This window comes from Latilactobacillus parafuchuensis (assembly GCF_055271665.1).
In genome coordinates this window covers 1,012,364-1,035,719 of the sequence record NZ_CM143875.1, presented here as the reverse complement: position 1 = coordinate 1,035,719, position 23,356 = coordinate 1,012,364, and the positions used below count along the sequence as shown (strand labels likewise).

Below are 23,356 nucleotides of genomic sequence, written 5' to 3'. Positions count from 1 at the left end.
TTAACCCCCTAGACTAGCTAATACGCCATTTTTAGAGGTTACTTTTTGCAAATTAATAATCGCCTGATGCCCCGCACCTAGATTAAGCACTAATTTGATATTATTATTCTTGGGCTGGATTCTAAAAATCACTTTATAGGCTTTCTTTTGCCCACGTTTGACCGTTACAGTGTTTGAAGAATACAACAAGTGTTGACCGTCCAACGAATCTGGAATTTCATCAGACGTAGCGTCTTTTTTGTTCGGTCCGACTTTTAACTCATAGTCATGCGTAGAAACGCTGAGGTTACTGTCATTGTTGGCGGCAACACTGGCTTCAAATGATAATAAAACGTACCGTTCGACTTCATCAACATCTTGTTGAACAAATTCAGGTAACGGGTTTTCCAAGACTTGATAATTTAAGAAGGTATAGTGGACCCCCGAATTTTTAATCAAGACTGGTTGCCCCGGTTGGTAATCATAAGTTTTAGCCTGTACAACCTGCTGATTGATTGCAACGTAACTGATTAGCATTGTTAAGAATAGTAATATTTTTTTAACCATTGGTTAGAACCTCCAAATCCTGCGTCTTAATGTGAATAATCACTGATGTATCATCTAACTCATCTGGTTCGTCCTCTTTCTCACGATATCTAAAGCCCTCATAGACTAAATCCATGGACTTCGTCTTCGGTCGCTTGAAGACCAAATTAAAGGGCTGGTTAAGTGATTCCTCTTCAAAGATAGCAAACCCTTCATCCATCACGTCCATAATGGGTTGATTAACGCCACCGACCTGGACGGCAATCCCTTTCGGTAGCTCTTCCATATTAGTCAGACTATGCTCATCTCTTTTAATTTCTGCTTTCTTAGACCACTTCTTAAAAATCCGAAAACTTTGACCTTCAATACTAATCAACGCTTCCGGTTTCGAATCAGTACTAACCGATACATTAGCAATCACTAGTGGCTCATTATCACTACTCGTCGCTTGATAGATACGATTAACCGTCAATGACATCAGCTTGGTCTCAATCGTCTGACCGGCTCGGTAATTCACCTTTTGAAAATAGGAGTCGTCTGCTGGCGTCTCAATTGATGCCTGCTTATGAGTCACCGTCGATTTCGATTCAGTTTGGGTCAAATTGGGTTTAAACTGCCAAGCGCCCACTAAACCGATTAAACAGACTGCTCCAAAAAGTGCAATTCTCCCCATTGGATACTTCGCCGCCCGTACGGGTTGCCCGGGGACGCTATCAAAGTGCTTCAAAATAGCGGTTTGATTATCCGGATTCAAGTTCTTAACGAGCTGAATCAGCTGCCCTTTATCGAAAAACGAGGTCGTTAAACTCAGGCTATCCCCATTTAATACTGTCGGTCGACCTTTTTGATTAAAAGCTAGTGCATGGGCATATCTAAGCTTGATTCCTTTGGCTACTGGTACTACCGTTATCCAATCTAAATCAATATAACACTGGCGAATTTTAAAACCATAGATCGTCAGCCAAAGCCCAGTGCCGTCCTCGTTAAACCGGACAATTTCAAATTTATGGTTCGCCGACTGTCGATAGCTGTACCAAAAGTATCCACCAACAAGTGCTAACAACAGCCAGTAACTAATCAACAAGCTGTGCACATAGGCGCTGTATTTGTGATCAGTATATTTTAACGCCAAGCCTAAACTGCCAAAAAAGACTAAGACAAAGACCAACAACCAAATAACACGGCTAAAAAAATACTGAATCCGTTTCGAATTGTACGCCAGTTGCTTATTCATGTTGCGCACCCTGTGGTAAATCACCTTGTTCGATTGTGGTTAGTTTAGCTTGCAGATTTTGTTCTAATTGTTGTAATTCAGTTTCAGCCGTTTGGCGTTGGACCTGACCGTTAGCTTGAATTTGGAGCACGTCCGAAATCGTATTAATCAAATTAGTTTGCGTTTCCTTCAGCGTCTCGATATCCACAACGCCCCGTTGACTCGCTTGCGCAATCTCGACGGCCGATTGATGTAATAGTTCACTGTTCTTCTTCAATAAATCATTAGTCGCGTCCGCGACCGCATTTTGGGTTTGCAAGGCTTCTTTCTGACTTAACAGGGCTAATGCAATCCCGACTTGGTTCTTCCACAGTGGGATGACGGTCGAAATTGACGCTTGAATTTTTTCAGCTAACACTGAATTACTGCTTTGAATTAAGCGAATCTGCGGCGCCTGTTGAATCGTAATCTCCCGCGTCAATAATAAGTCATTCGCCTTTTTAGACAGCCGATCTTGCATCGCTTTTAAATCCTGTAATTGCTGCAACGCCATTTGATCCGCGTTCACTAAGGTTGGTTGTAATTCGGCAATTTCCGCAGTTAATTGCTCATCTTTGAGTTGCGCGCCCACAATCAGCACATTTAATTCCTGATAAAAACGCAGATTTTGCGTGTACATCTCATCCAATAACTGATTATCTTCTAATAGAATTTTCTCTTGCTTGGCTAACTGTTCCGCCGAATTGTCAATTTGAACACTGACTTCTTGATATTTAGCGGTCATTTCAAATAACGATGTTCGTAGGCGCACAAATAGTTTCGCAAAAACGGAATCATTTTTTTGCACCAATTTATCGGGATTCGCTTCATTGAGACTCTTCACTAATACCCGCAAGCTATCCCCAATTTCACCCAAATCCTTATTTTTCACTTTACCCAGAACATCGTTGGCAAATGACGACAACTCTAATTGTTGATGCTTGCCATATTCAATGACCGTATTCTGCTGATTGACTGATAATTGTTCTGATAAAACCTGCGCTTGCGCCAATTCTTCTGGTGTTAATTGGGCTTTGATGTTTTTTGAAAGCTGACCACTACCTTCTATCGGCAGCGGCATTTTTTGATTGTCCATTTGATTTCCCCATTTCCTGACCTTCACTAATTAGAAAACGTCAGCCCCTTAATTAAACCGGTAAACTAATAATTATAGTATACCAGACGCCGCTCTAAAGCGACTCGATATATTTAATATTGGCCATTAAATTTATATTAAAAAACGACTCATCCGCACTTGCCGGATAAGTCGTTTTTTAATGATTGACACTGCTGGCCGATTAGCCGACTGCGCCGCCGAAATATAAGAACGCCGCGCCGATGATACAAATAATGAAACCCCAGAAAATCTGGGCAAACATACTCCGATCACCAAAAAATGCCCGTAAGAAAAAAAATTGTTTCCCAAATAGAAAAATAATCATTCCAATTACAAAAATAACTATCCCAATCATCACTAATGGATTGGCCACGTTAATCGACTCCTTTCAAATTAACTCGTCATTTTAACTATCTTTACTATAGCAAAATCCCCACCCTATTCGTCAAGTTTGGTGACTAGCGACGACATTGTTTAACAAAATCGTTGACTATCTAACTACTCCGTAATATTATATACCAGTACTCTGTAATAATTAGTAGGAGGCCCTATGACACAAAAATTAACGGAAATGCTCAAAGGCGTTCTGGAAGGACTCGTTTTAGAAATCATTAGCCACCAAGAAACTTACGGCTACGAAATCACTCAGACACTCAATACACTCGGCTTCACGGAAGTTGTTGAAGGCACCGTCTATACAATTCTATTACGCTTGGAAAAAGATCAGTTAGTGACGATTACCAAGAAACCATCCGAGAAAGGGCCGATGCGTAAATTCTATCGGCTTAATGCGGCCGGTCAAACCGCACTGACTGATTTTTGGACCCGCTGGACCTTTTTAACGACCCAAATGACCACGATTAAACAACAATTGGAGGCCACTGACCATGATTAAATGGCACGAATTAATGACCGGCACTAAAAACTGGCGGCAAGAAAAAGCCGACTACAAGCAGTTTAAGGCCCGCGTTGCTGCGCTACCGGCTGATTATCAATTTGTTTTCAAAGCAATTCAGGATTATCTTTGGCAATTCGCTGATTTTACTGGCTACCGGATGCTCGCCGCCCAAGAAGACTTGTTAATCTTATTCGAAGATGGCGTGACTAACGATCAGTCCGTCTATGCACTGACCGGCGATGACGTTGGTGACTTTGCCGACAATATCGTTCGGGCAGTTGCCGATACTTGGTTGGATGAACGCCGCCAAAAATTAAATCGCAAAGTAACCAATTATCGTAAGCGTTAATACCTAAAGGGCCCCGCTAATTCTGGACTGAATTAGCGGGGCCCTTTAGGTATTCATATTCTATTTTAAGACACCCGGATTTAAAAGATGTCTTCTATAAAAATCATTAACTTTACTGCGAATTATTTAATAAAGCCTGTCGCATACCATGTTCCTTCCGATATGATACTTCACACTGACTTCCATCTCTCATTATCACTATACGTGTTTTATCATCGTATTGCTGTACTTGATCAAGATTTATTAAGAAACTTTTGTGGCAACGAAAAAGCTTAGGATACTTCACTTCTAGCTGATTTAGATTGTAAGGATACTCCACCATACCATTTTCGTAATGCACTTCAATTTTACCTGGCTGTCCAGTGACCGTTGCGATATAAATCAGTTTAGACATTGGTATTTCATAGACTCGAGAACCAATTTGATAACTAAAATGCTGTTCAGACGTAAAAACGTGATTTGTATAGCGATGATATGCCACACGAATATCATCCCGAATATTTTTAGAGACTTCGTCATGGCCCTTATCCTTTAGTACATAATCAAGCGGCTCTACCTTACGCTCAAATGTTAAAAAAGCCATTTCGGAATGTGTGGTCACAAAAACAATTTCTGCAAAGTTTAATTGATTACGTATGCGCTCGGCTACTTGTAAACCATCCAAATCCGAATTCACCAGTTCAATATCTAAAAAGAACAATCCACGTAAATCTGGCTGAGTCGATACTTTCGCTAACAACGCTTCAGGACTGCAAGTGGCTAAATCTACTTGCATATCTAGCCCCTCAATAAAAATATAACTTTCAATCAGACGTTGGTAATTCTGTCGCTGTTGTTCGTCATCCTCCAAAATATAAACTTGTAACAAAAGAACTCACTCCTTAATTAAATCAATAATAATACGATACTGACCCGCCAATATCTTAGTCTCCAAAGTCATATTAGGTGTATTATCAATAATTTTTTTAACGGTGCTTAATCCAGTCCCATGACCGTTTCCTTTGGTTGTATAACCATCATTAAATATTTTATTGATGACTACATTGCTTCCCGTAGCAACGGTATTTTGAATAATAATTTCCAATTCAGTTGCATTATATTTGATATAGGCAATTCGAATACTGCCATTTTCTTGTTGCTGTGTTTCCTCAATCGCATTATCAAATAAAATGCCTAAAACACGAATCAGTTTGACGATATTAATTGGGGTTTCAGTAATATCCGTCCGTGCCTCCAGATAAGTTTTAATCCCACATTGCCGTGCTATGACTAACTTCTGATACGTCAGACTGCGTAATGCAGGTATTTTAATGTATTCCAACCCATCAAAACGTAGGTTATCAGTTTCTAATATCTGTTGGGTCTGGTCCACAATCTGAGCATAGTATGACTTCAAATCTGGTTGATTTGACTGTTTAATATACTCACTTAGCGATAATAAAATATTCTGATAGTCATGTTTGAACTTGCGTAAATGGGTATAGTTAGTTTCCAGTTTTTCAGTGTATGCAGCCAAAGTTTGCTTTTCTTTTTCTTCAGCTCTTTTTTTCAAAATAATTTGATAACTACGAATAAAATAAAACATGACTATAATAGTTGCTATGATAAAAAAAGATGTGAATAAAATGAGTAGCCACTGAAAAACGACCGCTATATCAAAAATATCCGCAACAAATTGGATTAATTGCAGTGACAAAAAAATGACTAAAGCAAAGTTAATCACAATTTTTAATAAACGCTGATCATTTAAATTACTAGTCTTAAAATTAGTGAGTTTGTCGCTCACAAATGGAACACTTAACATTAGAACAAGATACAAACAGGCATTAATTGCAATCGTTAAAAACATACTGGCCCAAGATGTCTGTTCAAAAATAAGATGTACCAAGAATGTACTCAAATTAGCCAATAACGTATCACAACATAGAACAAAGATAAAGGCTAGCGTTTCAAATGAATACCAACATTTCCGTTGATAGACATAATAAATGCTAAAAACGAGTAACGTCACTGATTCTGCAATATCAACAAAAAACCAACCGATTAACCCTATAAAGATTGCAAAAATAGTGTATCGTATTTTACAATACTTTGTATTAACTAACCGGCTGAAAAATAGCATCATTAAAATATTAGTTATGATATCACTAAAAATAATTTGATTGACGCTATAAATATACATTATTTATTAATAATCCCCTCAAACCACTTTATTATATTATTACCTGCACTCTTACCACCACTGAAGTTCACCGCTAAATATTTCGAATAAACTTTCTCAACTCCGTAAGCATTACTGCCACCCTTAATTTCTGCTAAACGTTGCTCATCCAATTCAATATCACTAAACTTTTTCATTATTATTCCGCCCCTTTAGCTTGTTTTATAAGATAATTAAAATAACTTGTTTTCCCCGTTTTTACATTCAGACTAGTTTGATGAGCCAATCATGCGACTGTCATTGGTGTTATACGGTCATCAAGTTGACTGATAACTCGTTAAAATACATGCTTTTAAAAATTGTCTGATATGATACCCACGTCCTTTATTTTACCATGAATACTGCCACCGTCAGCTTCTCTGAAATAAAAAGCATAACCTACTTTAATTCTTCTGATATTTTCTGCCAGAATTAAAAAGGTTAATTGTGAGTATTTCATTTTATCAATAACCATAATTTTGGCAACTCCAGAAAGTCTACTACTATTTAGATGAATAACACCTTGTTGCCGTGCATAAACAGACTGTATGATTATCAAAAGCTGTCATTCTTGTACCAATTTTAACATTATCACCTTCTTTAATAACAAGCTTATTAATTTGTACGTTATTGGGAGTATTGTAGTTGTCACTGATTACAGTGGTCACAATTTCAATCTTATTTAATGCACTCAGTATAACTACTAACAGAATTAAAAACATAAGCATTGGTATAATCAATAAATAATGTAGAGAAATTTTCAAATCATGTATGATAAAATTTCGCACTTTCAAAATAGGTATCTTTTAAGTTTTACCCTCCCATTCTTGAATACTAAATTATTTATTAACTAGTTCAAAATAGTAGCTATGGTTTTCCAACAATTTTTCGTGAGTCCCATATTCCACTAACTTACCGTCATCTAACACAACAACTTTGTTAGCACGTTTGGCCAATTCCAATCTATGTGCAACAAAAATAACTGTTTTATTCGGTAATGAAATTAACTTATCAACAATTCTTTTTTCAGTGATAGCATCTAAATTACTCGTTGATTCATCAAAAATTAAAATATCGGCATCTGTTAGCAACGAACGTGCAATTGTTAACCTCTGCCGTTGCCCACCAGAAAGGCTACCACCATTCTCAGATAATTCCGTTTTATATTGTAATGGCATTTTCTCAATATCATGTTCAATCTCAGCAGAAGCACAAGCTTCTCTAATGTCATCAAAAGTAACACCAGCACGATTCCCTAGTTGTAAATTCTCTAAGATTGTTCCAGAAAATAGATATGGCTCTTGCGGTAAATAGTTGACTTTTTGACGTAGTGACTTCTTATCAATGCGTTGAATATCTTCCGAACCAATATAAATATTCCCGATAGTTGGTTGATAAAAATTAACCAACAGTTTGACTAACGTTGACTTTCCTGATCCACTCATGCCAACGATAGCAATTTTATCACCAAAATTAATTTGCAAATTAATTTGCCGAAGAATATCTCGACCGAATCCATAACGATAACCAACATTATTAAAAGTAATATCTTTTATTTTCGGCGTACTTAGTTTACTATTATGATTAAATTCTGTTTTCACCAGATAAACTTCATTTAATCGATTATTAGCAACCCGTGCACTTTGAAACTTAGTTTGTAAATTAATTATATTTTGTAACGGATTTATAAAATAACTCAGTAATGTGTTATAGGTAATTAGTTGCCCTAAACTCATTTTATTTTGAATTACTAGTCGTGCACCAAACCATAAGATAAAAACGTTCAAAATCAAACGAATGCTATTTTTCAACGTCTGTTGCAAGAATTCCAATTTTGAATAAATGAACGAGTTTTTTAAATAGTCTACAAACTCATGATCAATTTTTTGATAACTGCTTCCTTCACAATTCAACGACTTAATTGTTTCTATACCGCTAATGCTTTCAATAATTGATGAATTTAGAATAGAGTTGCTCTGCATTGTTTTCTGATTATAATTTTGAAAAAGTTTAATAAATGAAAAAATAACCACAACATAGGCGGGTAACGAAATTAACGTAATCAAGAATAATTTCCAACTCTGAATTGCTAACACGATTCCCAAAAGAACTACAATCCATATGTCAAGAAATAGTGAGATAATAATACTTGCTAGTGCATCAATTATCTTATTTGCATCGTTAAAACGAGAAATGATTTCGCCTGTCCTTCTAGTTGCAAAAAAAGACATCGGTAACTCAAAGACATGCCGTAAATAACCTAAAACAAGATCTATAGTCATCCGTTGCCCAAGAATAACCAATAAAAAATTTTGTACAAATGTTAAAATTTGTTGAATACCATAGGCAACCAATAGTCCAAGTGAGATAATCGTTAAATCATTGACTAACCTATTGGGAATATATGTATCAATTAAAATCTGAAAATAATATGAACCAAGAATATCAATAATCATTATCATAATACTTGCTAGGATTATTCGTACAATTATTTGACGCTGCTTTAAAAGCATAGGAATAAAACTAAATAAAGACTCTTTCTTTTCTATTGTTGGTTGATAATCTAATCCAGGAACAAAAAACAAGGCAATACCAGTCCACTCTTTAAAAAAATCTTCTTTTTTCATCCACCTTTTTCTCACGGTAGGATCAGGATCACCGATTAAAATTTTATTACGAGTAAATTTAAAAACAGTATAATAATGTAGTAACTTACCATTTTTTAAAACATGTGCAATAAACGGATATTGAACATTCCTCTGATTAAATAGTGATTCATCGGTTTGTATAGCTTGTGTCGTAAAACCTAATTTTTCAGCCGCTTTGATTAAACCAAGTGCAGTTGTCCCTTCAGCATCAGTTTTTGCTAATTGTCGTAAATGCGCTAGTGATAAACGTGAATGATAAGCGGCCAGAACCATATCTAAAGCCGCTAAACCACAATCCCGCTCATCCACCTGTGCAACGTATATATTTTTCTTCATAATTAATCTCCAAGTACCCTTTTCTTTAATTCTACAACAAAAACAGTCAAGCTATCTTTCGGCTTATTAACGTTATATTTTCGACGATTAACGCTGATTTCTTACGATAATAAAATACAATAAGCATTTTACTGCTATAAACTCATTTACATCAAGTCGCTTTGATATTCATGCGTTAAACTCAAAATACCGATTATCCATAAAAATAGATAATCGGTATTTTGAGTTTAACTAATCAATCACTGGTTAATCTGATTAAAATCAGTACTGATATGTTGAAGATCCGATAAAGTGGTATCATCTCCAACTGTCATCGAAACTACTTTTCCTTTGTTGATAAGGGCAACAGTCGGTGTTCCCATAAACTCAAATCCATTATCGAAAGAACTGAAGAATTGATTTATCTGATCTTGAGATGCGGTTTTAAATGATCCCTCTTGCCCATAGTCTAGATAATATATTGGATGTGTTGCAGATTGCAAATATTGCTTCATTACTGGAGAAAACTTACGACAATGTGAGCAGTCACTGAAACCAATAAACACAATAAACCTATCATTATTAACCATCTTTTTCAAATACTGTTCAATAGTAATTGGTTTAGCATCAGCTATATTTTCTTCATATTGCGACTCACTAATATCCGTTGTCTGTACTGCCGTAACTGCTGAGGTACTAGTAGCTGCTACTTTTTGAACTGAAGTAAACGAAAAACCGGTAAATACTAAGATCAATAATAATGCAATACTTTTTTTCATAGTCATTTTCTCTTTTTAATTAATTTAATTAACGTACCGACGGCGAAGGGCCTCGTTTGTCTATTTTTCTTAATATAATGATCATCTAAAAACCCTAGTAAAGTTTTAAACTTTCAATTTCGTTTAGGTATTTCTTCAAAAATACTATAAAACTGAGATTTATCGGAAAAATCAGCCATACATAAACCATTTAAACCAGCCTTCTGACCAATTACACTTAATTCAATAAGCAACTTCTCTTGGTCAGTTGGGAAATAAACGTGACCTGTACTAGCTACAACTCGAATATAATTAACTAATCGATTCACTAACGCTTCTGGATTTTTAACCTCATCTATTTTTTTGTAGACTTGTAGAAGCACGTCCGTAATATCTAGAAGCTCTGATGATTGATTATCACGGTTTAACAAAAGACCATACAATTCCTTGACATAGCATTTCGTCTTATTTCTAATATCTTTTTCCTTATTGTTTTTCATTTATATAATCCCCCTCCTGCAACCACCATTTAAAAATAAGAAAGCAGACATTACAATAATGTCTGCTTTCTTATTAATCAATTAGCAAGAAACACCATTACCATAGTATGTCCCGCCTTTTACCTTGGTCAATTCTTCCATGCTTAAAGTTTTAATATTTTTCATCATCCAACATTCCTTTCTATATTCCAATAACTAATATTCGGGATTAACAAGTTGAGCTCGACTTCTCTTCCTTATCTATAAGTATAAGTATTAAGCTTTCACTTGACGCATTTTAATATTATCGTTCAAAAATCAACCATAACCGTTAAAAATTCCGTATTTTCTGATTTTCTTTTATTAGTCATTCAATTTTAGCAGCTTGAATCACATATTAACTAAATTAACACCCAAAGAATTAGGCACAAAAAAGGCAAGCTTCGTATGAAATACGCCGACTTGCCATAAAATATTGTTGTTTAATTTTTTAAACCCACTTGAATCAGCGGGGCTCTTTTTACTTATTTAGTTGTCTTAACCGTTCTGCGACTGGTTAAACCGTACCCTAACGCGCAAAGTCCGTAAAATAATGTGATTGCTACAATGCCGCGCATCTGTAACGCCACGCCGCCGAGGATTCCGGTAAAGACCCATAGTGGCCAATTAGCAACCATGAAGACAAACGCTCTAAAATACCATTTCGCCCACTTTTGACTCCGCATTTTTTGATCCATATATTTCGCAAAAATCATCATTAAGCACCCCACAATACTGACTATTCACAGTTAAAGTAACCGCTTTCTATACTTCTAAAATACGCTTTTGACGAATGAGTGTCAATTAAAAACCAGCAACTTAACGACTAAAAAAATCGGCTAGTCCCACTGCTTACTTGAAGCGAGTGATTAGCCGATTTTTTTAATGAGATTAATGCGCTTGTGAACCAATTCCCACACCTTCGCGATACTCAGAGGGGGTCATGCCGGTTTGTTGTTTAAAAATTTTATAGAAATAACCTTGATTCTGATAACCCACAAAAGAAGCGATATAGTTCACGTCAAGATGCGAACTGTGTAACATCTCTAATGCGATATTAATCCGATAATCATTGAGATATTTAGAAAAACTCCGCCCCGTATCCTGTTTAAAGAGTTGCCCTAAATAAACCGCATTCAGATGTAACTCGCCAGCAACAGAACTTAATGATAGTGGTTCGGCATAGCGTTGCTCAATAATCCGACACATCGCCATCACGTTAGTGGTGAAATGATATTTAACGGTTTGACCAGCTTCTTGGTAGATATCAATAATAATCTTAATAATCTCGGAGACGACATTTGCATTATTAATTTCCGTAATAGCGCGCGTTTTGGTATCGACTGTTGCTAATTTTTCATTCAGTACTAACAACACGACTAATGCAAATTGACGGACTAATACATCGGAAGCATTCGCTAACTTCAACCGTTCTACGCGTTCACTAAACCACTTTCTAAAATCAGCAATCGTCAACCCGCTAATCGCCTTTTTGACCTGCGAATAACCTGGTAACATGATAACGACCTCTGTTGAATTAGCATCCGCTAAGCGCTGTAGTCCCGCGGCTGATTCAAAGAAGTATTGCCGCGATATTTCTAACTTTAATTTTTGATATTGAGCGACTAACTCAACTAACGAAGTTGCTACGACTCCGATAATCATCGGACGGTGTACGACACTAACTTGCGTTGGCATTTGATCAATGAATTGTTTAAGGGCGACTTCATCCCCTTGAAAAATAATAATGTAATCACGTGATTCTAAGAAAAAGCCGTGGACCGCTGGCACCGTCTGTAAATAAATCAATAATGCACTAGGTGGAACGGGGTTTAAAATCCCGATTAGCCGAATCGATTGTTGACCAAATGCCAACCCTAACTCCTGGACAAGATTGACGCCGGTTTCAACGGCCGTATTTTGAAGCAACGTTCTAGCCTGGGCCTGAACGGCAAATCCCGCAATTTGTTGGCGCATCTTTTGTTCTTCGATATGCTCAATTGCTTCTTGTAGTGCTTCGATCAGTTCTTCGGTATCAATCGGTTTCTTTAAATAATTGACAGCCCCTTGTTGCAAGCCGGCCTTAACGTAATCAAAATTGGAATAGCCCGAAATAACCAGTAGTTCCATCTCTGGTCTAATTTTCTTAGCCGCTGTGACAAATGTCGGGCCATCCATTTCCGGCATATTCATATCTGATATTAAAATATCGATTGGTGTGGTTTGTAATATTTCTAATGCAACCAACGGATTTTTTTCCGTTACAGCGACTTCGAGTCCTAAAAGTTGCCAATCAATTATTTTACGATAACCACGTAACAACATATATTCATCATCAACAATCATCACTTTAAGCATTTTAGCATCATCCCTCTACGTTAGTAAAATGCATCGCTACTTTAACGCAACCGTCATTTTCAATCCCAATCGTCATATCAAAAGAATCACCAAAATAGGCTTTCATTCGTAAATAAACGTTTTGTAACCCAATTGACGTTCGTTTCTCAACATTATTGGATTCACGCATCTCGCGATTAATCTTGGCAACTTGATTCACAGTTAATGTTTTACCGTTATTAATCACAACCACATTCACTTGAGTTCCCACTTGCCAGACTTTAATACTCAACGCATTATTAAGCCGCGTGAAATCAACGCCGTGAACGAAATAATTCTCGACGATTGGCTGAAGACTAAATTTAGGTAATTTAATATCGGCAACATCGGCAGCAATCTTAATCTGATAAGCCAATCGATCTGGGAAACGCACCTGATATAGATAAATATACTTCTCAACAAATGATAATTCTTCTTTCAATGTTGCTTGTGCCGAAAAATCAGTATTATTGCGCAACAACGCTGCGAAACTGTAGACCACTTTAGCCAATTCAGGTTGATTAGCATCAAGCGCTGCCATCCGAATATATTCTAGTGTATTCGACATAAAATGCGGATTAATCTGCGCTTGTAAGGCACGCATATTCGATTCTTGATTGGAAATCCGCAGTTGATAGATGGTATAAACATACTCATGAATTTCTTCAAGCATATTATTGATACCTTCAGCTAATACTTTTAAATCAGTTTGTTCGGACACCACTTCAACCCGGGTCGATAAATCGCCCGCACCAAAATGACTCACCGTATCAACAATTTTTTTCAATTGTCTTTGATACCGTCTGAAAATAAAATGTAACCCGCTGCTCAAGATAATCAAGAATAACAAACCACCCATCATGAGCGGTAATATTCGCTTAAATATCATCTGTTTTACCCGATGCTGATTGGTCACCATCATGACGGTGTATCCAGAAGGTAATGATTTTTGAGCAACTTGATAATCTTTTAATTGATTAATTTGATCCCGCGTAATGGCCTTTTTAGCCCTTTTTTGCTCTTGCTTTGAGACCGATTGACCCGCGTAGTAGAATACCGATTTATTCTGGGTCGTTTGCATGAAAAGCTGCATCGGCCGAACCGTCTTAATCTGATCTAACTGTTTACGCAAATCTTGTGATTTATAAGTGATGCTTAATGTACCATCCGTATTTAACGTATATTGATTGATTAATGGCACCGTGATTGCGAACGGATCTTGTTCGTTATTGGTTCGTTTAGTGCTAATTTGGCCACCTGGTTGCGCCGGCGTCGCTATAAAAACTGATTTTTGATTAGCCAACTGCAATTTTAATTTTGAAACCTGTGGATGCATCATCAAGAAAAGTCGCGATTCATTCGGCCAAAAGAAATAATTACCCGAACTAATCGTCCGATCGGTTGCGTAGTCACTGTAGTCCATCAATGAATGTGAAAAATATTGATTCAGATTTTCAATCGTTTCCGGATTAGCGACTAATTGATTAGCAAATTGTTGTGTGGTCTGTAGATTCTGTGAAACGCTATTCGATAATTCAGTCGTAATCGTTGATTCAGCCTGTAACACTTCAGAATTATAGTTACGGATATTGGACCAAATCAAAAAGGCCGTCATCAGAACAACTGTGACTGTTAGCACGCCTGTATACAAATTAATCAACCAAATAAAACTAGATTTCATTAAGGCCACCGTCTTTCTGGATGATTAATTTAGTGGGCCAATAACCGGTCAATCTTTTGATACCAACGTCGTGAAAACCAGTTTGCTAAGACCACATAGGTCCCCGGTGTGAAGAATAGGATCAACCCTGGCCATTTAACCGAAGCCCCGACAATCACAACCGTAACACCAATAAAAAATAACAGTTGGTAGAAACTGCTGAAAAATTGCGCGATTGCTAACTTGATAGCATCTTTGAAGCCCACATCATAATGGGTTCGGATTAAAAGTGTGAAAATACTAACACAGAAAGTTAACGCTAAAGCGAAAATAATAATAAACTGAATCATCAACATCCAGCCATAATTCAACTTAGTACTGAGCATCAAATTATAAATCAACACTAACATAATCCCTAGAAAGACCCAGGCGTTTCGATTCACTCGCCAGAAATCTTTTTTGAATAGTTGCCACCCTTTTTTAAATTGATAATTTTGGGAATGCCACTGATTATCCATAAATAACTCGGTAATCGTGTGAAATGCCGGACCAATACCAAAGATAACCAGCCCACACAGTACATAAAACCAAAAATAAATGGTCATCAAAAAAATAACATAAACTTTCGTAAAAACACTTTGCGTTGCCTGTCCAATCATCGCTCTATCTCCCTATTGGCACGCCTTGAATGAATGCGCTACCACTATTAAGTTTAACAATTTATCCTTAATTGTCAAATAGTTCGTACTTACTAATTGATAGTAATTTATAAAATAAAAATACTCAGACCAGATTGATCCGAGTATCTTGACGCTCTAAATTATTTACCTGCTAAGAAATCATCATATTGTGATTGTAATTCTTTTTGAACCTTATCGTAACCAGCCGTCTTAAGTTCCTTATCCATCTTCTTGATGGTTGGCGCTGGATCAGCTGTCCCGGTATTCAAAATATCTAGATACTTACTCATCACATTCGAGATATTAGTCACTTCAGTTTTAACCATCGTTGTATCTGGGTTAAAGCCAAGTGCGGCTGATTGTTTAGCATCTTTGATCTTATCTTTACGTGTTTGAATCATGCTATCAGTCACTGAATCTTGCGTATATAGGTTATCATTATTACCCATCATCCATGCACCAATAAAGTAATTTGGTTTATATTTGTCAGTAATCTTGATTTTCCCTTTTTCCTTATCAGTGAAGTTCCATTGTTGCCCTTCAAGACCCCAAGTAATGTTGTTTAATAACGTCTTATCAGTGTTCAATAAATTCAAGACTTTAACAGCGGCTTCTTTATGTTTTGATGTTTTAGAAACAGTCCAGATCGCAACTTGTGATTGTGCTGAAGATTTGTATGGATCTGTAATTGCTTTAGAGGTTAATTTCTTACCACCGGCATTGTTAGATAACACTGTATCGCCATAATCGTAAGGGCCTTGTGTTTCTTGACGAACGAGCCAAGTGTTGTCTTGTAAGTTATATTGCGTGCTTGAAGTTGCAGCATCTTGTGGAATATAACCTTTCAAATAATAACTGTGTAAGGTTGCTAAGATGCCTTGCATTTCGTCTGTATCATAGGCGTTGACAATTTTCTTGTCCTGACCACTTGAATCAATTGCAAATGGCAAACCGTTCCCCAATGGGAAGTCCATATGAGCTGGTGAAGCTTTATAACCTTGGCCGATTGCAAAAGCTGCGACACCAGGGTTTGCTTTATGGAATTTAGCTAAAGCTGGTTCCATGCTAGCATAAGAATCAACATTGCTAATATCTAAATTGTTTTTATCAACTAATTCTTGGTTAAAAGTCAATGTATTTTGAGCAAAGACGTTGGCGTTAACTGGGAAACCATAAATCTTTTTGTTAACTTTTAAACCTTTCCAATAAGCTGGATCGACGCTGTCATAAGACTTCTTAGCGTCTTTCTTAATGAGACTAGTCAAGTCCGCGTAAGCCCCCTTAGCGGCATTAGCTGGATAGCTCTGTGCAAAGGCTAAATCGTAGTCATCCCCAGAAGTCACCATGACGTTATATTTCTGTTCATAATCACCCCAGCCAATAAAGTTCATTTCAAGATCAATATCTTTATAGGTCTTATGAATTTGCTTATTAGCCTTGCTGATAATTTGAGCATAATTTTTAGGCTTGTCCCCTGGCATATACATCGATACTGTTGTCTTGCCATTATCTTCAGCACTATCACTTGATTTACCACAGGCTGCTAAAACTGTCGCGCTAAGCGCAACCATTCCGAGCATTGTTATATTTCGAACCCACTTTTTCATTGTAACTCCTCCTTTTTATATCACACTATCAACTACGACGCTTACCCTTTAACACCCCCAATAGTCATCCCTTTAACAAAGTATTTCTGGAAGAATGGATAGGTTAAGGCAATTGGTAAGGTCGCCACAACAACGACTGCAAAACGCATCCCTTCGGCGGGTACATTTTGGGCAAGCATTGCTGAGCCCCCACTGTTCATCTGCTGAGTCATCACTTGGATGTTATTTTGAATCTTAACTAATAAGTATTGCAATGGCACTAATTTATCATCCGTAATGTACAGCAAAGCATTCATCCAATCGTTCCAGTAACCTAATGATGTAAAGAGACTGATGGTTGCAATCCCTGGAATTGCCAAAGGTACGACGATACTTCTGAAAATTCTGAGTTCAGAAGCCCCATCAATCCGGGCCGATTCAATAATCGCTTCTGGAATTGATGTTTTGAAAAACGACCGCATGATTAAAACGTTGTAAACCCCAAAGCTCATCGGTAGAATTAAAGCCCAAATATTGTCCTTTAACCCTAACATTTGAGTGATAACCAAGTAAGTTGGAACCATTCCGGGAACAAATAACATCGAAATCAGTGCAAAGATCGTAAAGAACTTGGCATAAGCGAAATCTTTCCGAGAAATGGCATAAGCATAGGTTGATGAGAATAAACTGTTGATAATCGTCCCAACAACGGTGATAAAGACCGTGACACCTAATGACGTTAAAACTTGTTTGCCCATCTTGGCGAGGTAAACATAACTCATTGTTCCCCAATGTTTCGGCCAAAATTGATAGCCATATAGCGTAATATCAGATTCTTTCGTTAAAGAAAGGATGATGATAAAAACAAACGGTAAGATACAACTTAGTGCAAAAATTGCTAAGAAGATATTGAAAAATAAATTGGTGCCGCTACTAAATTTTCGAATTTCAACGGCTGAAATACGTTTCTTTTTACGCATCGTTGACGCCTCCTAAAACAGTGCAGATTCTGGATGTTTCCGTCGAACGACCCAGTTTGATAAAACGATTAACAAAGCGCCAACAACTGATTGCATTAACCCGGCTGCAGTTGACATCCCAATATCGTTAGAAGTTGTCAAAGCCCGGTAAATATACGTATCAAACGTTTGTGTGACATTAATCAACGCCCCTGAATTGCGCGGTATTAAATAAAACAGACCAAAGTCACTGTGGAAAATCCCACCGATATTTAAAATTAACATCAAAGTTGCAATCGGTAGAATATGCGGTAACGTCACATTCTTAATCTGTTGCCACTTACTAGCGCCATCAATCATTGCAGCGTCATAGTAAGATGGATCAATCCCCATCGCAGTGGCGAAGTATAGAATACTGTTATAACCAATCCCTTTCCAAACGCCTAAGAAGATAATAATGACTGGCCAAACCCACGGCGAATTATAGAAATCAATCGGCTGCCCGCCAAAGGACTGAATCATGTGATTCAAGATCCCTTTATCACTACTTAGGAAGGCATAAACAAAGTAAGATAGAATTGCCCAAGATAAGAAATATGGGAAAAGCATCATCGTTTGATAAGTCTTCAATAACCGTTGATTACGTAATTGACTCATCACAACCCCAAAGAAGATTGCAAAGAAGAAATTCAATAGTAAGAAGGTCATACTATAACCAACCGTGTTTCGTAATACGAGCCAGAAATCGGCTGATTTAAAGAAGAATTTAAAGTTATCAAAGCCCACCCATGGACTGTGCAACACACTATAAATAAATCCTTGATCTGAATATTGGAAATTCTGAAATGCGACAACGTTCGCAAATACTGGTATATAGAAGAAAACGATTAAAAATAGCGTCCCTGGTGCAACTAACATTAAAAAGACTCGGTTATCCCACATGGTTTGGAAGAACTTTTTCTTTTTTCTAGGTATCATTGGTGTCTCGGTTGCTTTTTGTGCCATCGTTTCTTCCCCCTTTCTTTAAGTCACTTATTATTGTAACCGCTTTCCGATAATCTAACAATCTACAAATTTAATGATTTTATCTATAAATTCAAGATTTACTTAACTTTTTTGATGCCTTAAAACGAAATATCACCTGCACTGACAATTTCTTGATAAAGAGCATGACCAACTAGGCCATTACTTTTTTTATCCATTTGTAAAACGGGCGCTTGTAATTCCAGTAACGCATCCCGACCTGCTTGCCATTCAGTAATCCGCCAGATTACAGTATCCGCACGGGTCATCTGGGCCCCTAACCGTAAATCAATCACTTCATACCCGTTACCACGGCGTTGTTGATGCCAGATTTGCCGTGATACTTTGCTTAATTGTCGCAAAGCTTGTTGGAACAGTTTGATTTGTTCAATCGCCGTGGTCCCCGCCTGAATACCACCAGTCCGTAGTCCAGTAACGGTTTTTAACGCATTGGTCTTGGCGATTAAAGTTTGTGCCAAAATTTGATAGTACTGTGCGGTTAGTTGATTGGCCGCAGTTAACTTAGCCGCCCCCATTTTGGCCGCTAAAGCCTGCCATTGGCCAACGAGGTCAATTGATTTTAAATTGAATTCATAGCGTTGCAACAATAAATCCTCGTAAAGCACAATTTTACTGACATTATCACTATCGACATTGATACCACCCGTAAAATTATCAAATTGCTCTAAATCTTTATAAAAAGCTGGTGATTCGTTATTAATCAATTCAAAATCTTGATCAATCGTCGCTTGCGTCACATCGTCGTGATATTGATAGGCCGCAAATGCTTGCAAACCATACCAAGCCGCACTAATCGGGACTTCTGCCCCGTCGTCAAACCACATGGTCGCAATCACTTGTCTAACGTTTGCTTTTTTAGCTGCTGACAATCCGGCTTCGACTGTTGCTAACATCTTACTTTGATTAGGCGCTAACTCACTCCAGGTCCAAATGCCACCCGCAAAAACCACGTTATCGCTCAATTCAAAATGTTGCTTAAACCGATCAAGATAGGTGGCTTGGTCTTCATGATAATAATCCCAATAAACTTGGCCGACCTTGGGGAGTTGTGCTTTAAATTCCGGTGAGAAATGAACATCGGGATCATACATTTCATGTTTTGGTGACGCAAAAGTGAACCATAAATCACTCCACATATACGGATCCAATCCTAATGATTCGGTCACCTCAACAACCATTTTAAGTTGATTTAAAATTAACGTTTGTTGATCTGTAAAACCATTTTGATCTAGATAGCCCCCACGACCTAATTGATAGGCTTCGTCCATCCCAATATGAATCTTATTGGTTAAAAATGGGGCCGTTGCGGCTTGTAACAAATGCTGAATAAACGTTTTTGTCGCCGGGGCATCCACTAATAACGTATCGTTAGTATCCCGAACGGCATGATGAGCATCCCACTTTAGGGCATTATGCATATGTGCTAGCGTTTGAATCGCCGGCACAACTGTCACGCCAAACTGTTCACCGTAGACGGCCACCGTGTGTAAATCAGCTTGTGAATAGCGACCGCGCCCCTGACCGAAATAAGGTTCTTCCGGCACTTCGAATAAATCTTCCAAGTACAACCAGAGTTCGGTGTAACCCATACTAGCAATTTTACGAATATAAGTTTTAAGCATCTCAACCGTTGGCACCCCGTTACGAGCAACGTCCAACATCGCAATTAAACTATCAAAATGCGTCGTCTGTTTGATTTCAAAATCATGTTCCTCTTTAACCAGCCCACTATAGAGTGCAACGGCGTGCATCAAATCCGATTGAGTCCCAAAGGTAATGGTCCCGGTATTTCCCGTTCTCGTTAAACAAACCCCTGGTGCCCCTTGCTGACAATCAACGGTCAGTTGTTGTGCATCACCGTTATCGCTGATTAACGCCTCCGCTGCTAGCCGTTGTTCAGTTGTTAATCCTTGTAGTTTAATCATTTAATTGCCTCCCTGAATTAATCACGTCTAAATGATAGCGTTTTCTAGAAAGGATAAACAGTCATAAACTATAGTAATTTATCTATAAATTATAGATTGCTCATTTAATCAAAAAATCCAGTTATCTTTAGTTCGGATAACCGGATTTTTAAACTTGATAGGCAATTGATAACGTGCTTTTGAGTTGCAACAACCTCCGCTTAAGCCAAAATCCCCCAATTATCTTAAAATCAAGATAACTGGGGGATTTTCTGTTAATGCTCAGTTGCTACCCGCAACTCAACACACTTACAGCTGTGCCACTAAACTACTAAAGAAGTCAGTCAATTCGGGGCGCTTTTTCGTATTAATAAAATTGATAATCTTAACGGGCTCATTTTGATGTCCACAGATAAAATCATAAATTTGACGTTTCAATTCATATTCAATCTGCATCAGTTGTAACGCTTGTTCAGTTTGTTGAACCAAATTAAGGGCCGGTGAGACGCCTTCTTGTGTGATTGCAAAAATCGTTCGGTTATCAATCTGCAATTTCGGCCCGTCGAGCATCGCCATCTTAAAGGTTCGTGTTGACGGCACAATCTGCTTTGGATCGACCACGGTGACCGCCAAATGACCAGCTTGCGTCAATTTAAAGGTGGTTGTCGCGATTTGGTCGCCAAGGTGTTCATACATGACGTATTCGTGATCAGCACACCCGAAAATGTTTACGACAATCGCTTCCGGTAATATCGTCAAATTCTGGTGGGCCGATTCAGTCATCGGAATAATCCCACCTTGTTTCACCAAGACCGGGTATTGTCCCAATGGCCGATACAAATTAATTTCACGTTCACCCGCATATTTCTGGTGCGTAAAGAAATCATACCAAGTGCCTTCTGGTAGCCACGTGGTCGCTTTACTTTGTTGTAATTGCGGCTCGCGTTTAGTGACAATCGCCGACACCAACAATTCACTCCCAAAGAAATATTCATCCCGATAATCATAATAAGTGTCCATCTCTGGATATTGATAATAAATCGGTTGGACTAATGGCACCCCATCGAGGTTGGTTTTAATATTTTCACTGTCTAGGTACGGAATTAATTGATGCCGTAATCGGAGAAAAGTATCCATGATTTGTCGATTTTCAACGGGATAACGCCAAGGTTCCTTCCCCGAAAATGGATTATCAGAACTATGCAGCCGATTAATTGGGCTGAAGACCCCGTATTGAAGCCAACGGGTCTGTAACTCCGGATCATAACTACCAATCATGTGTCCGCCGATATCGTGACTCCACCAAGAATAACCAATATTGCTAGCCGTCGCCGTAAAGTACGGTTGAAACTTCAGTGATTCCCAGCTAATCCAAGTATCCCCCGAAAAGCCTAGTGGATAACGTTGACTGCCGGGACCTGCATACCGCGATAAAATCAGCGCATTGCCGTCATTCCGTTTTTGATTATCCAAATAATGGTAATGATTTAACGCTTTTAAAACATTAAAACCATCATTATTAAAATACCGATCTTGCTGCCAATCAATCCACCAGAAATCGACCCCTTCATCTTCTAACGGATGATGCACATCTTCAAAATAAGCCCGTCGGAAAGCGGGGTTTTGTAAATCAAAGACCGCCGGTTCCTTCGTTTCAGCATCAAGCGCTAAATGTTGCGCAACTGCCGGATAGTTTTTTTCAAACGACCGAATCCCCGCTGCCGGATGAACGTTCAAAGTCACCTTCATGCCTTTTTGATGCAACCAGGCTAATAATTGTTGATGTTTTGGAAATAACGCTTGATTCCAGGTATAACCCGTCCAACCGCTACCTTCGCTGATTGGGATATCGGTTTGATGCCAATCCATATCAATCACCGCCACCGAAAATGGCACTTTTTCTTGATCAAATCGGGTGAATAACGCTTGGTATTCCGCTTGAGTGTACGCATAATAACGACTCCACCAATTGCCTAATGCATAGCGGGGCAAAATGGGCGGCACCCCTGACAATTTAAAATAGTCTTTAATCGATTGCAAATATTGATGGCCGTAAGCAAAGTAATATAAATCCGTTTGATCACGATTTTGTGGCCCTAATTCTTGATTTTCTAAAATCACATTGTTATCAGCGTCGTCAATCAGTGCATAACCGTGGCGCGAAACAATCCCTTCTGCCAACGGGATTTCACCATCCGCTTCATCTAACGTTTGTGCGGTCCCAAATAAATTCCCGCCGATTAATTCACGGCCAAATAACCAACGACTAAAATACGGTTCATAGCCATATTTGGCATCAATCCATAATGTTTTATCTGAAAACGGGCCGCCTTCATAATATAAATGAAACCCATCTGTTTCAATTTCTAATTCATGTTCTTGACGGTGCCGATGCACCTGAACGGTAGTGGGTGTCGCAAAATTACGGTCCTGCGCAAAATAAGTTTGCCGGGTTTCAAATTGACCATCCACTGACCATTCAATCCGCATGAGATAGTCCGTCATAACGGTAAATCGATAATTTTCCCCTTCAATAACCTTGGCTGGCATCCATTTATCCTCCATCA

General features: G+C 38.1%; 22 protein-coding genes. 2 read left to right on the top strand and 20 right to left on the bottom strand.

Features of this window, described 5'->3' with window-relative positions; translation table 11 throughout:
• From ACVPPQ_RS05255 to ACVPPQ_RS05240, 4 genes are all read right to left on the bottom strand, one after another.
• Entirely contained in the window at positions 1-546 is a 546-nt protein-coding gene (locus tag ACVPPQ_RS05255; protein ID WP_463496207.1) for a hypothetical protein, read from the bottom strand.
• Positions 539-1,759 (bottom strand): hypothetical protein, encoded by a 1,221-nt coding sequence (locus tag ACVPPQ_RS05250; RefSeq protein ID WP_463496205.1) that lies wholly within the window; start codon positions 1,757-1,759, stop codon positions 539-541. Before ACVPPQ_RS05250 ends, ACVPPQ_RS05255 begins: the two co-directional genes overlap by 8 nt.
• Complete coding sequence (locus ACVPPQ_RS05245) at positions 1,752-2,873, bottom strand: toxic anion resistance protein (RefSeq protein WP_463496204.1); 1,122 nt, start codon at positions 2,871-2,873, stop codon at positions 1,752-1,754. Before ACVPPQ_RS05245 ends, ACVPPQ_RS05250 begins: the two co-directional genes overlap by 8 nt.
• A gap of 202 nt (positions 2,874-3,075) precedes the next feature.
• On the bottom strand, positions 3,076-3,267 hold the full coding sequence (locus ACVPPQ_RS05240; RefSeq protein WP_463496203.1) for a hypothetical protein: 192 nt from the start codon (positions 3,265-3,267) through the stop codon (positions 3,076-3,078).
• A gap of 177 nt (positions 3,268-3,444) precedes the next feature.
• Here ACVPPQ_RS05240 and ACVPPQ_RS05235 point away from each other — a divergent pair, with 177 nt between their 5' ends.
• Together ACVPPQ_RS05235 and ACVPPQ_RS05230 are read left to right on the top strand one after the other, a co-directional pair.
• Positions 3,445-3,789 (top strand): PadR family transcriptional regulator, encoded by a 345-nt coding sequence (locus ACVPPQ_RS05235; RefSeq protein WP_463496202.1) that lies wholly within the window; start codon positions 3,445-3,447, stop codon positions 3,787-3,789.
• Entirely contained in the window at positions 3,782-4,141 is a 360-nt protein-coding gene (locus ACVPPQ_RS05230; protein ID WP_463496201.1) for a DUF1048 domain-containing protein, read from the top strand. Before ACVPPQ_RS05235 ends, ACVPPQ_RS05230 begins: the two co-directional genes overlap by 8 nt.
• 112 nt (positions 4,142-4,253) lie before the next feature.
• On the opposite strand, the gene ACVPPQ_RS05225 is transcribed toward ACVPPQ_RS05230, so the two are convergent.
• From ACVPPQ_RS05225 to ACVPPQ_RS05150, 16 genes are all read right to left on the bottom strand, one after another.
• Entirely contained in the window at positions 4,254-5,009 is a 756-nt protein-coding gene (locus ACVPPQ_RS05225) for a LytR/AlgR family response regulator transcription factor (protein ID WP_025083078.1), read from the bottom strand.
• Positions 5,010-5,015: 6 nt separating this feature from the next.
• Positions 5,016-6,323: a sensor histidine kinase gene (locus ACVPPQ_RS05220; protein WP_463496198.1), complete on the bottom strand. Its 1,308-nt coding sequence runs from the start codon at positions 6,321-6,323 to the stop codon at positions 5,016-5,018.
• Positions 6,323-6,499, bottom strand: coding sequence for a hypothetical protein (locus ACVPPQ_RS05215; protein WP_155833360.1), 177 nt, complete (start codon positions 6,497-6,499; stop codon positions 6,323-6,325). The genes ACVPPQ_RS05220 and ACVPPQ_RS05215 overlap by 1 nt, the downstream gene beginning before the upstream one ends.
• Positions 6,500-6,654: 155 nt before the next feature.
• Complete coding sequence (locus tag ACVPPQ_RS05210) at positions 6,655-6,816, bottom strand: hypothetical protein (protein WP_155833359.1); 162 nt, start codon at positions 6,814-6,816, stop codon at positions 6,655-6,657.
• Positions 6,817-7,180: 364 nt separating this feature from the next.
• Positions 7,181-9,325: a peptide cleavage/export ABC transporter gene (locus ACVPPQ_RS05205; protein WP_463496196.1), complete on the bottom strand. Its 2,145-nt coding sequence runs from the start codon at positions 9,323-9,325 to the stop codon at positions 7,181-7,183.
• 239 nt (positions 9,326-9,564) lie between these two features.
• A complete protein-coding gene (locus tag ACVPPQ_RS05200; RefSeq protein ID WP_056950109.1) occupies positions 9,565-10,083 on the bottom strand; it encodes a PedC/BrcD family bacteriocin maturation disulfide isomerase in 519 nt (172 codons plus the stop codon).
• 113 nt (positions 10,084-10,196) lie between these two features.
• The gene (locus tag ACVPPQ_RS05195; RefSeq protein ID WP_025083691.1) at positions 10,197-10,562 is read right to left on the bottom strand and encodes a bacteriocin immunity protein; all 366 of its coding nucleotides are present in this window, start codon (positions 10,560-10,562) and stop codon (positions 10,197-10,199) included.
• A gap of 503 nt (positions 10,563-11,065) precedes the next feature.
• Positions 11,066-11,296, bottom strand: coding sequence for a hypothetical protein (locus ACVPPQ_RS05190; RefSeq protein WP_463496194.1), 231 nt, complete (start codon positions 11,294-11,296; stop codon positions 11,066-11,068).
• A 175-nt stretch (positions 11,297-11,471) separates the two neighbouring features.
• Entirely contained in the window at positions 11,472-12,938 is a 1,467-nt protein-coding gene (locus tag ACVPPQ_RS05185) for a response regulator transcription factor (RefSeq protein WP_463496193.1), read from the bottom strand.
• A gap of 7 nt (positions 12,939-12,945) precedes the next feature.
• The gene (locus ACVPPQ_RS05180; RefSeq protein WP_463496191.1) at positions 12,946-14,637 is read right to left on the bottom strand and encodes a sensor histidine kinase; all 1,692 of its coding nucleotides are present in this window, start codon (positions 14,635-14,637) and stop codon (positions 12,946-12,948) included.
• A 29-nt stretch (positions 14,638-14,666) separates the two neighbouring features.
• Complete coding sequence (locus tag ACVPPQ_RS05175; RefSeq protein WP_056950107.1) at positions 14,667-15,275, bottom strand: YesL family protein; 609 nt, start codon at positions 15,273-15,275, stop codon at positions 14,667-14,669.
• Positions 15,276-15,436: 161 nt separating this feature from the next.
• A complete protein-coding gene (locus ACVPPQ_RS05170; RefSeq protein ID WP_463496190.1) occupies positions 15,437-16,903 on the bottom strand; it encodes an ABC transporter substrate-binding protein in 1,467 nt (488 codons plus the stop codon).
• Positions 16,904-16,944: 41 nt separating this feature from the next.
• Positions 16,945-17,862 (bottom strand): carbohydrate ABC transporter permease, encoded by a 918-nt coding sequence (locus tag ACVPPQ_RS05165; RefSeq protein WP_056950104.1) that lies wholly within the window; start codon positions 17,860-17,862, stop codon positions 16,945-16,947.
• A gap of 12 nt (positions 17,863-17,874) precedes the next feature.
• The gene (locus ACVPPQ_RS05160) at positions 17,875-18,819 is read right to left on the bottom strand and encodes an ABC transporter permease (RefSeq protein ID WP_035439178.1); all 945 of its coding nucleotides are present in this window, start codon (positions 18,817-18,819) and stop codon (positions 17,875-17,877) included.
• 146 nt (positions 18,820-18,965) lie between these two features.
• On the bottom strand, positions 18,966-20,810 hold the full coding sequence (locus ACVPPQ_RS05155; RefSeq protein WP_463496189.1) for a family 20 glycosylhydrolase: 1,845 nt from the start codon (positions 20,808-20,810) through the stop codon (positions 18,966-18,968).
• Positions 20,811-21,098: 288 nt separating this feature from the next.
• Entirely contained in the window at positions 21,099-23,354 is a 2,256-nt protein-coding gene (locus ACVPPQ_RS05150; protein ID WP_463496188.1) for a glycoside hydrolase family 31 protein, read from the bottom strand.
• Positions 23,355-23,356 lie beyond the last annotated feature (2 nt).

Excerpts from the sequence above, each read along its gene's own strand:
- ACVPPQ_RS05255 (WP_463496207.1), bottom strand. The coding sequence starts at position 546 with ATGGTTAAAAAAATATTACTATTCTTAACAATGCTAATCAGTTACGTT.
- ACVPPQ_RS05250 (WP_463496205.1), bottom strand. The coding sequence starts at position 1,759 with ATGAATAAGCAACTGGCGTACAATTCGAAACGGATTCAGTATTTTTTT.
- ACVPPQ_RS05245 (WP_463496204.1), bottom strand. The coding sequence starts at position 2,873 with ATGGACAATCAAAAAATGCCGCTGCCGATAGAAGGTAGTGGTCAGCTT.
- ACVPPQ_RS05235 (WP_463496202.1), top strand. The coding sequence starts at position 3,445 with ATGACACAAAAATTAACGGAAATGCTCAAAGGCGTTCTGGAAGGACTC.
- ACVPPQ_RS05230 (WP_463496201.1), top strand. The coding sequence starts at position 3,782 with ATGATTAAATGGCACGAATTAATGACCGGCACTAAAAACTGGCGGCAA.
- ACVPPQ_RS05220 (WP_463496198.1), bottom strand. The coding sequence starts at position 6,323 with ATGTATATTTATAGCGTCAATCAAATTATTTTTAGTGATATCATAACT.
- ACVPPQ_RS05215 (WP_155833360.1), bottom strand. The coding sequence starts at position 6,499 with ATGAAAAAGTTTAGTGATATTGAATTGGATGAGCAACGTTTAGCAGAA.
- ACVPPQ_RS05210 (WP_155833359.1), bottom strand. The coding sequence starts at position 6,816 with ATGGTTATTGATAAAATGAAATACTCACAATTAACCTTTTTAATTCTG.
- ACVPPQ_RS05205 (WP_463496196.1), bottom strand. The coding sequence starts at position 9,325 with ATGAAGAAAAATATATACGTTGCACAGGTGGATGAGCGGGATTGTGGT.
- ACVPPQ_RS05200 (WP_056950109.1), bottom strand. The coding sequence starts at position 10,083 with ATGAAAAAAAGTATTGCATTATTATTGATCTTAGTATTTACCGGTTTT.
- ACVPPQ_RS05195 (WP_025083691.1), bottom strand. The coding sequence starts at position 10,562 with ATGAAAAACAATAAGGAAAAAGATATTAGAAATAAGACGAAATGCTAT.
- ACVPPQ_RS05190 (WP_463496194.1), bottom strand. The coding sequence starts at position 11,296 with ATGATTTTTGCGAAATATATGGATCAAAAAATGCGGAGTCAAAAGTGG.
- ACVPPQ_RS05185 (WP_463496193.1), bottom strand. The coding sequence starts at position 12,938 with ATGCTTAAAGTGATGATTGTTGATGATGAATATATGTTGTTACGTGGT.
- ACVPPQ_RS05180 (WP_463496191.1), bottom strand. The coding sequence starts at position 14,637 with ATGAAATCTAGTTTTATTTGGTTGATTAATTTGTATACAGGCGTGCTA.
- ACVPPQ_RS05175 (WP_056950107.1), bottom strand. The coding sequence starts at position 15,275 with ATGATTGGACAGGCAACGCAAAGTGTTTTTACGAAAGTTTATGTTATT.
- ACVPPQ_RS05170 (WP_463496190.1), bottom strand. The coding sequence starts at position 16,903 with ATGAAAAAGTGGGTTCGAAATATAACAATGCTCGGAATGGTTGCGCTT.
- ACVPPQ_RS05165 (WP_056950104.1), bottom strand. The coding sequence starts at position 17,862 with ATGCGTAAAAAGAAACGTATTTCAGCCGTTGAAATTCGAAAATTTAGT.
- ACVPPQ_RS05160 (WP_035439178.1), bottom strand. The coding sequence starts at position 18,819 with ATGATACCTAGAAAAAAGAAAAAGTTCTTCCAAACCATGTGGGATAAC.
- ACVPPQ_RS05155 (WP_463496189.1), bottom strand. The coding sequence starts at position 20,810 with ATGATTAAACTACAAGGATTAACAACTGAACAACGGCTAGCAGCGGAG.
- ACVPPQ_RS05150 (WP_463496188.1), bottom strand. The coding sequence starts at position 23,354 with ATGGAGGATAAATGGATGCCAGCCAAGGTTATTGAAGGGGAAAATTAT.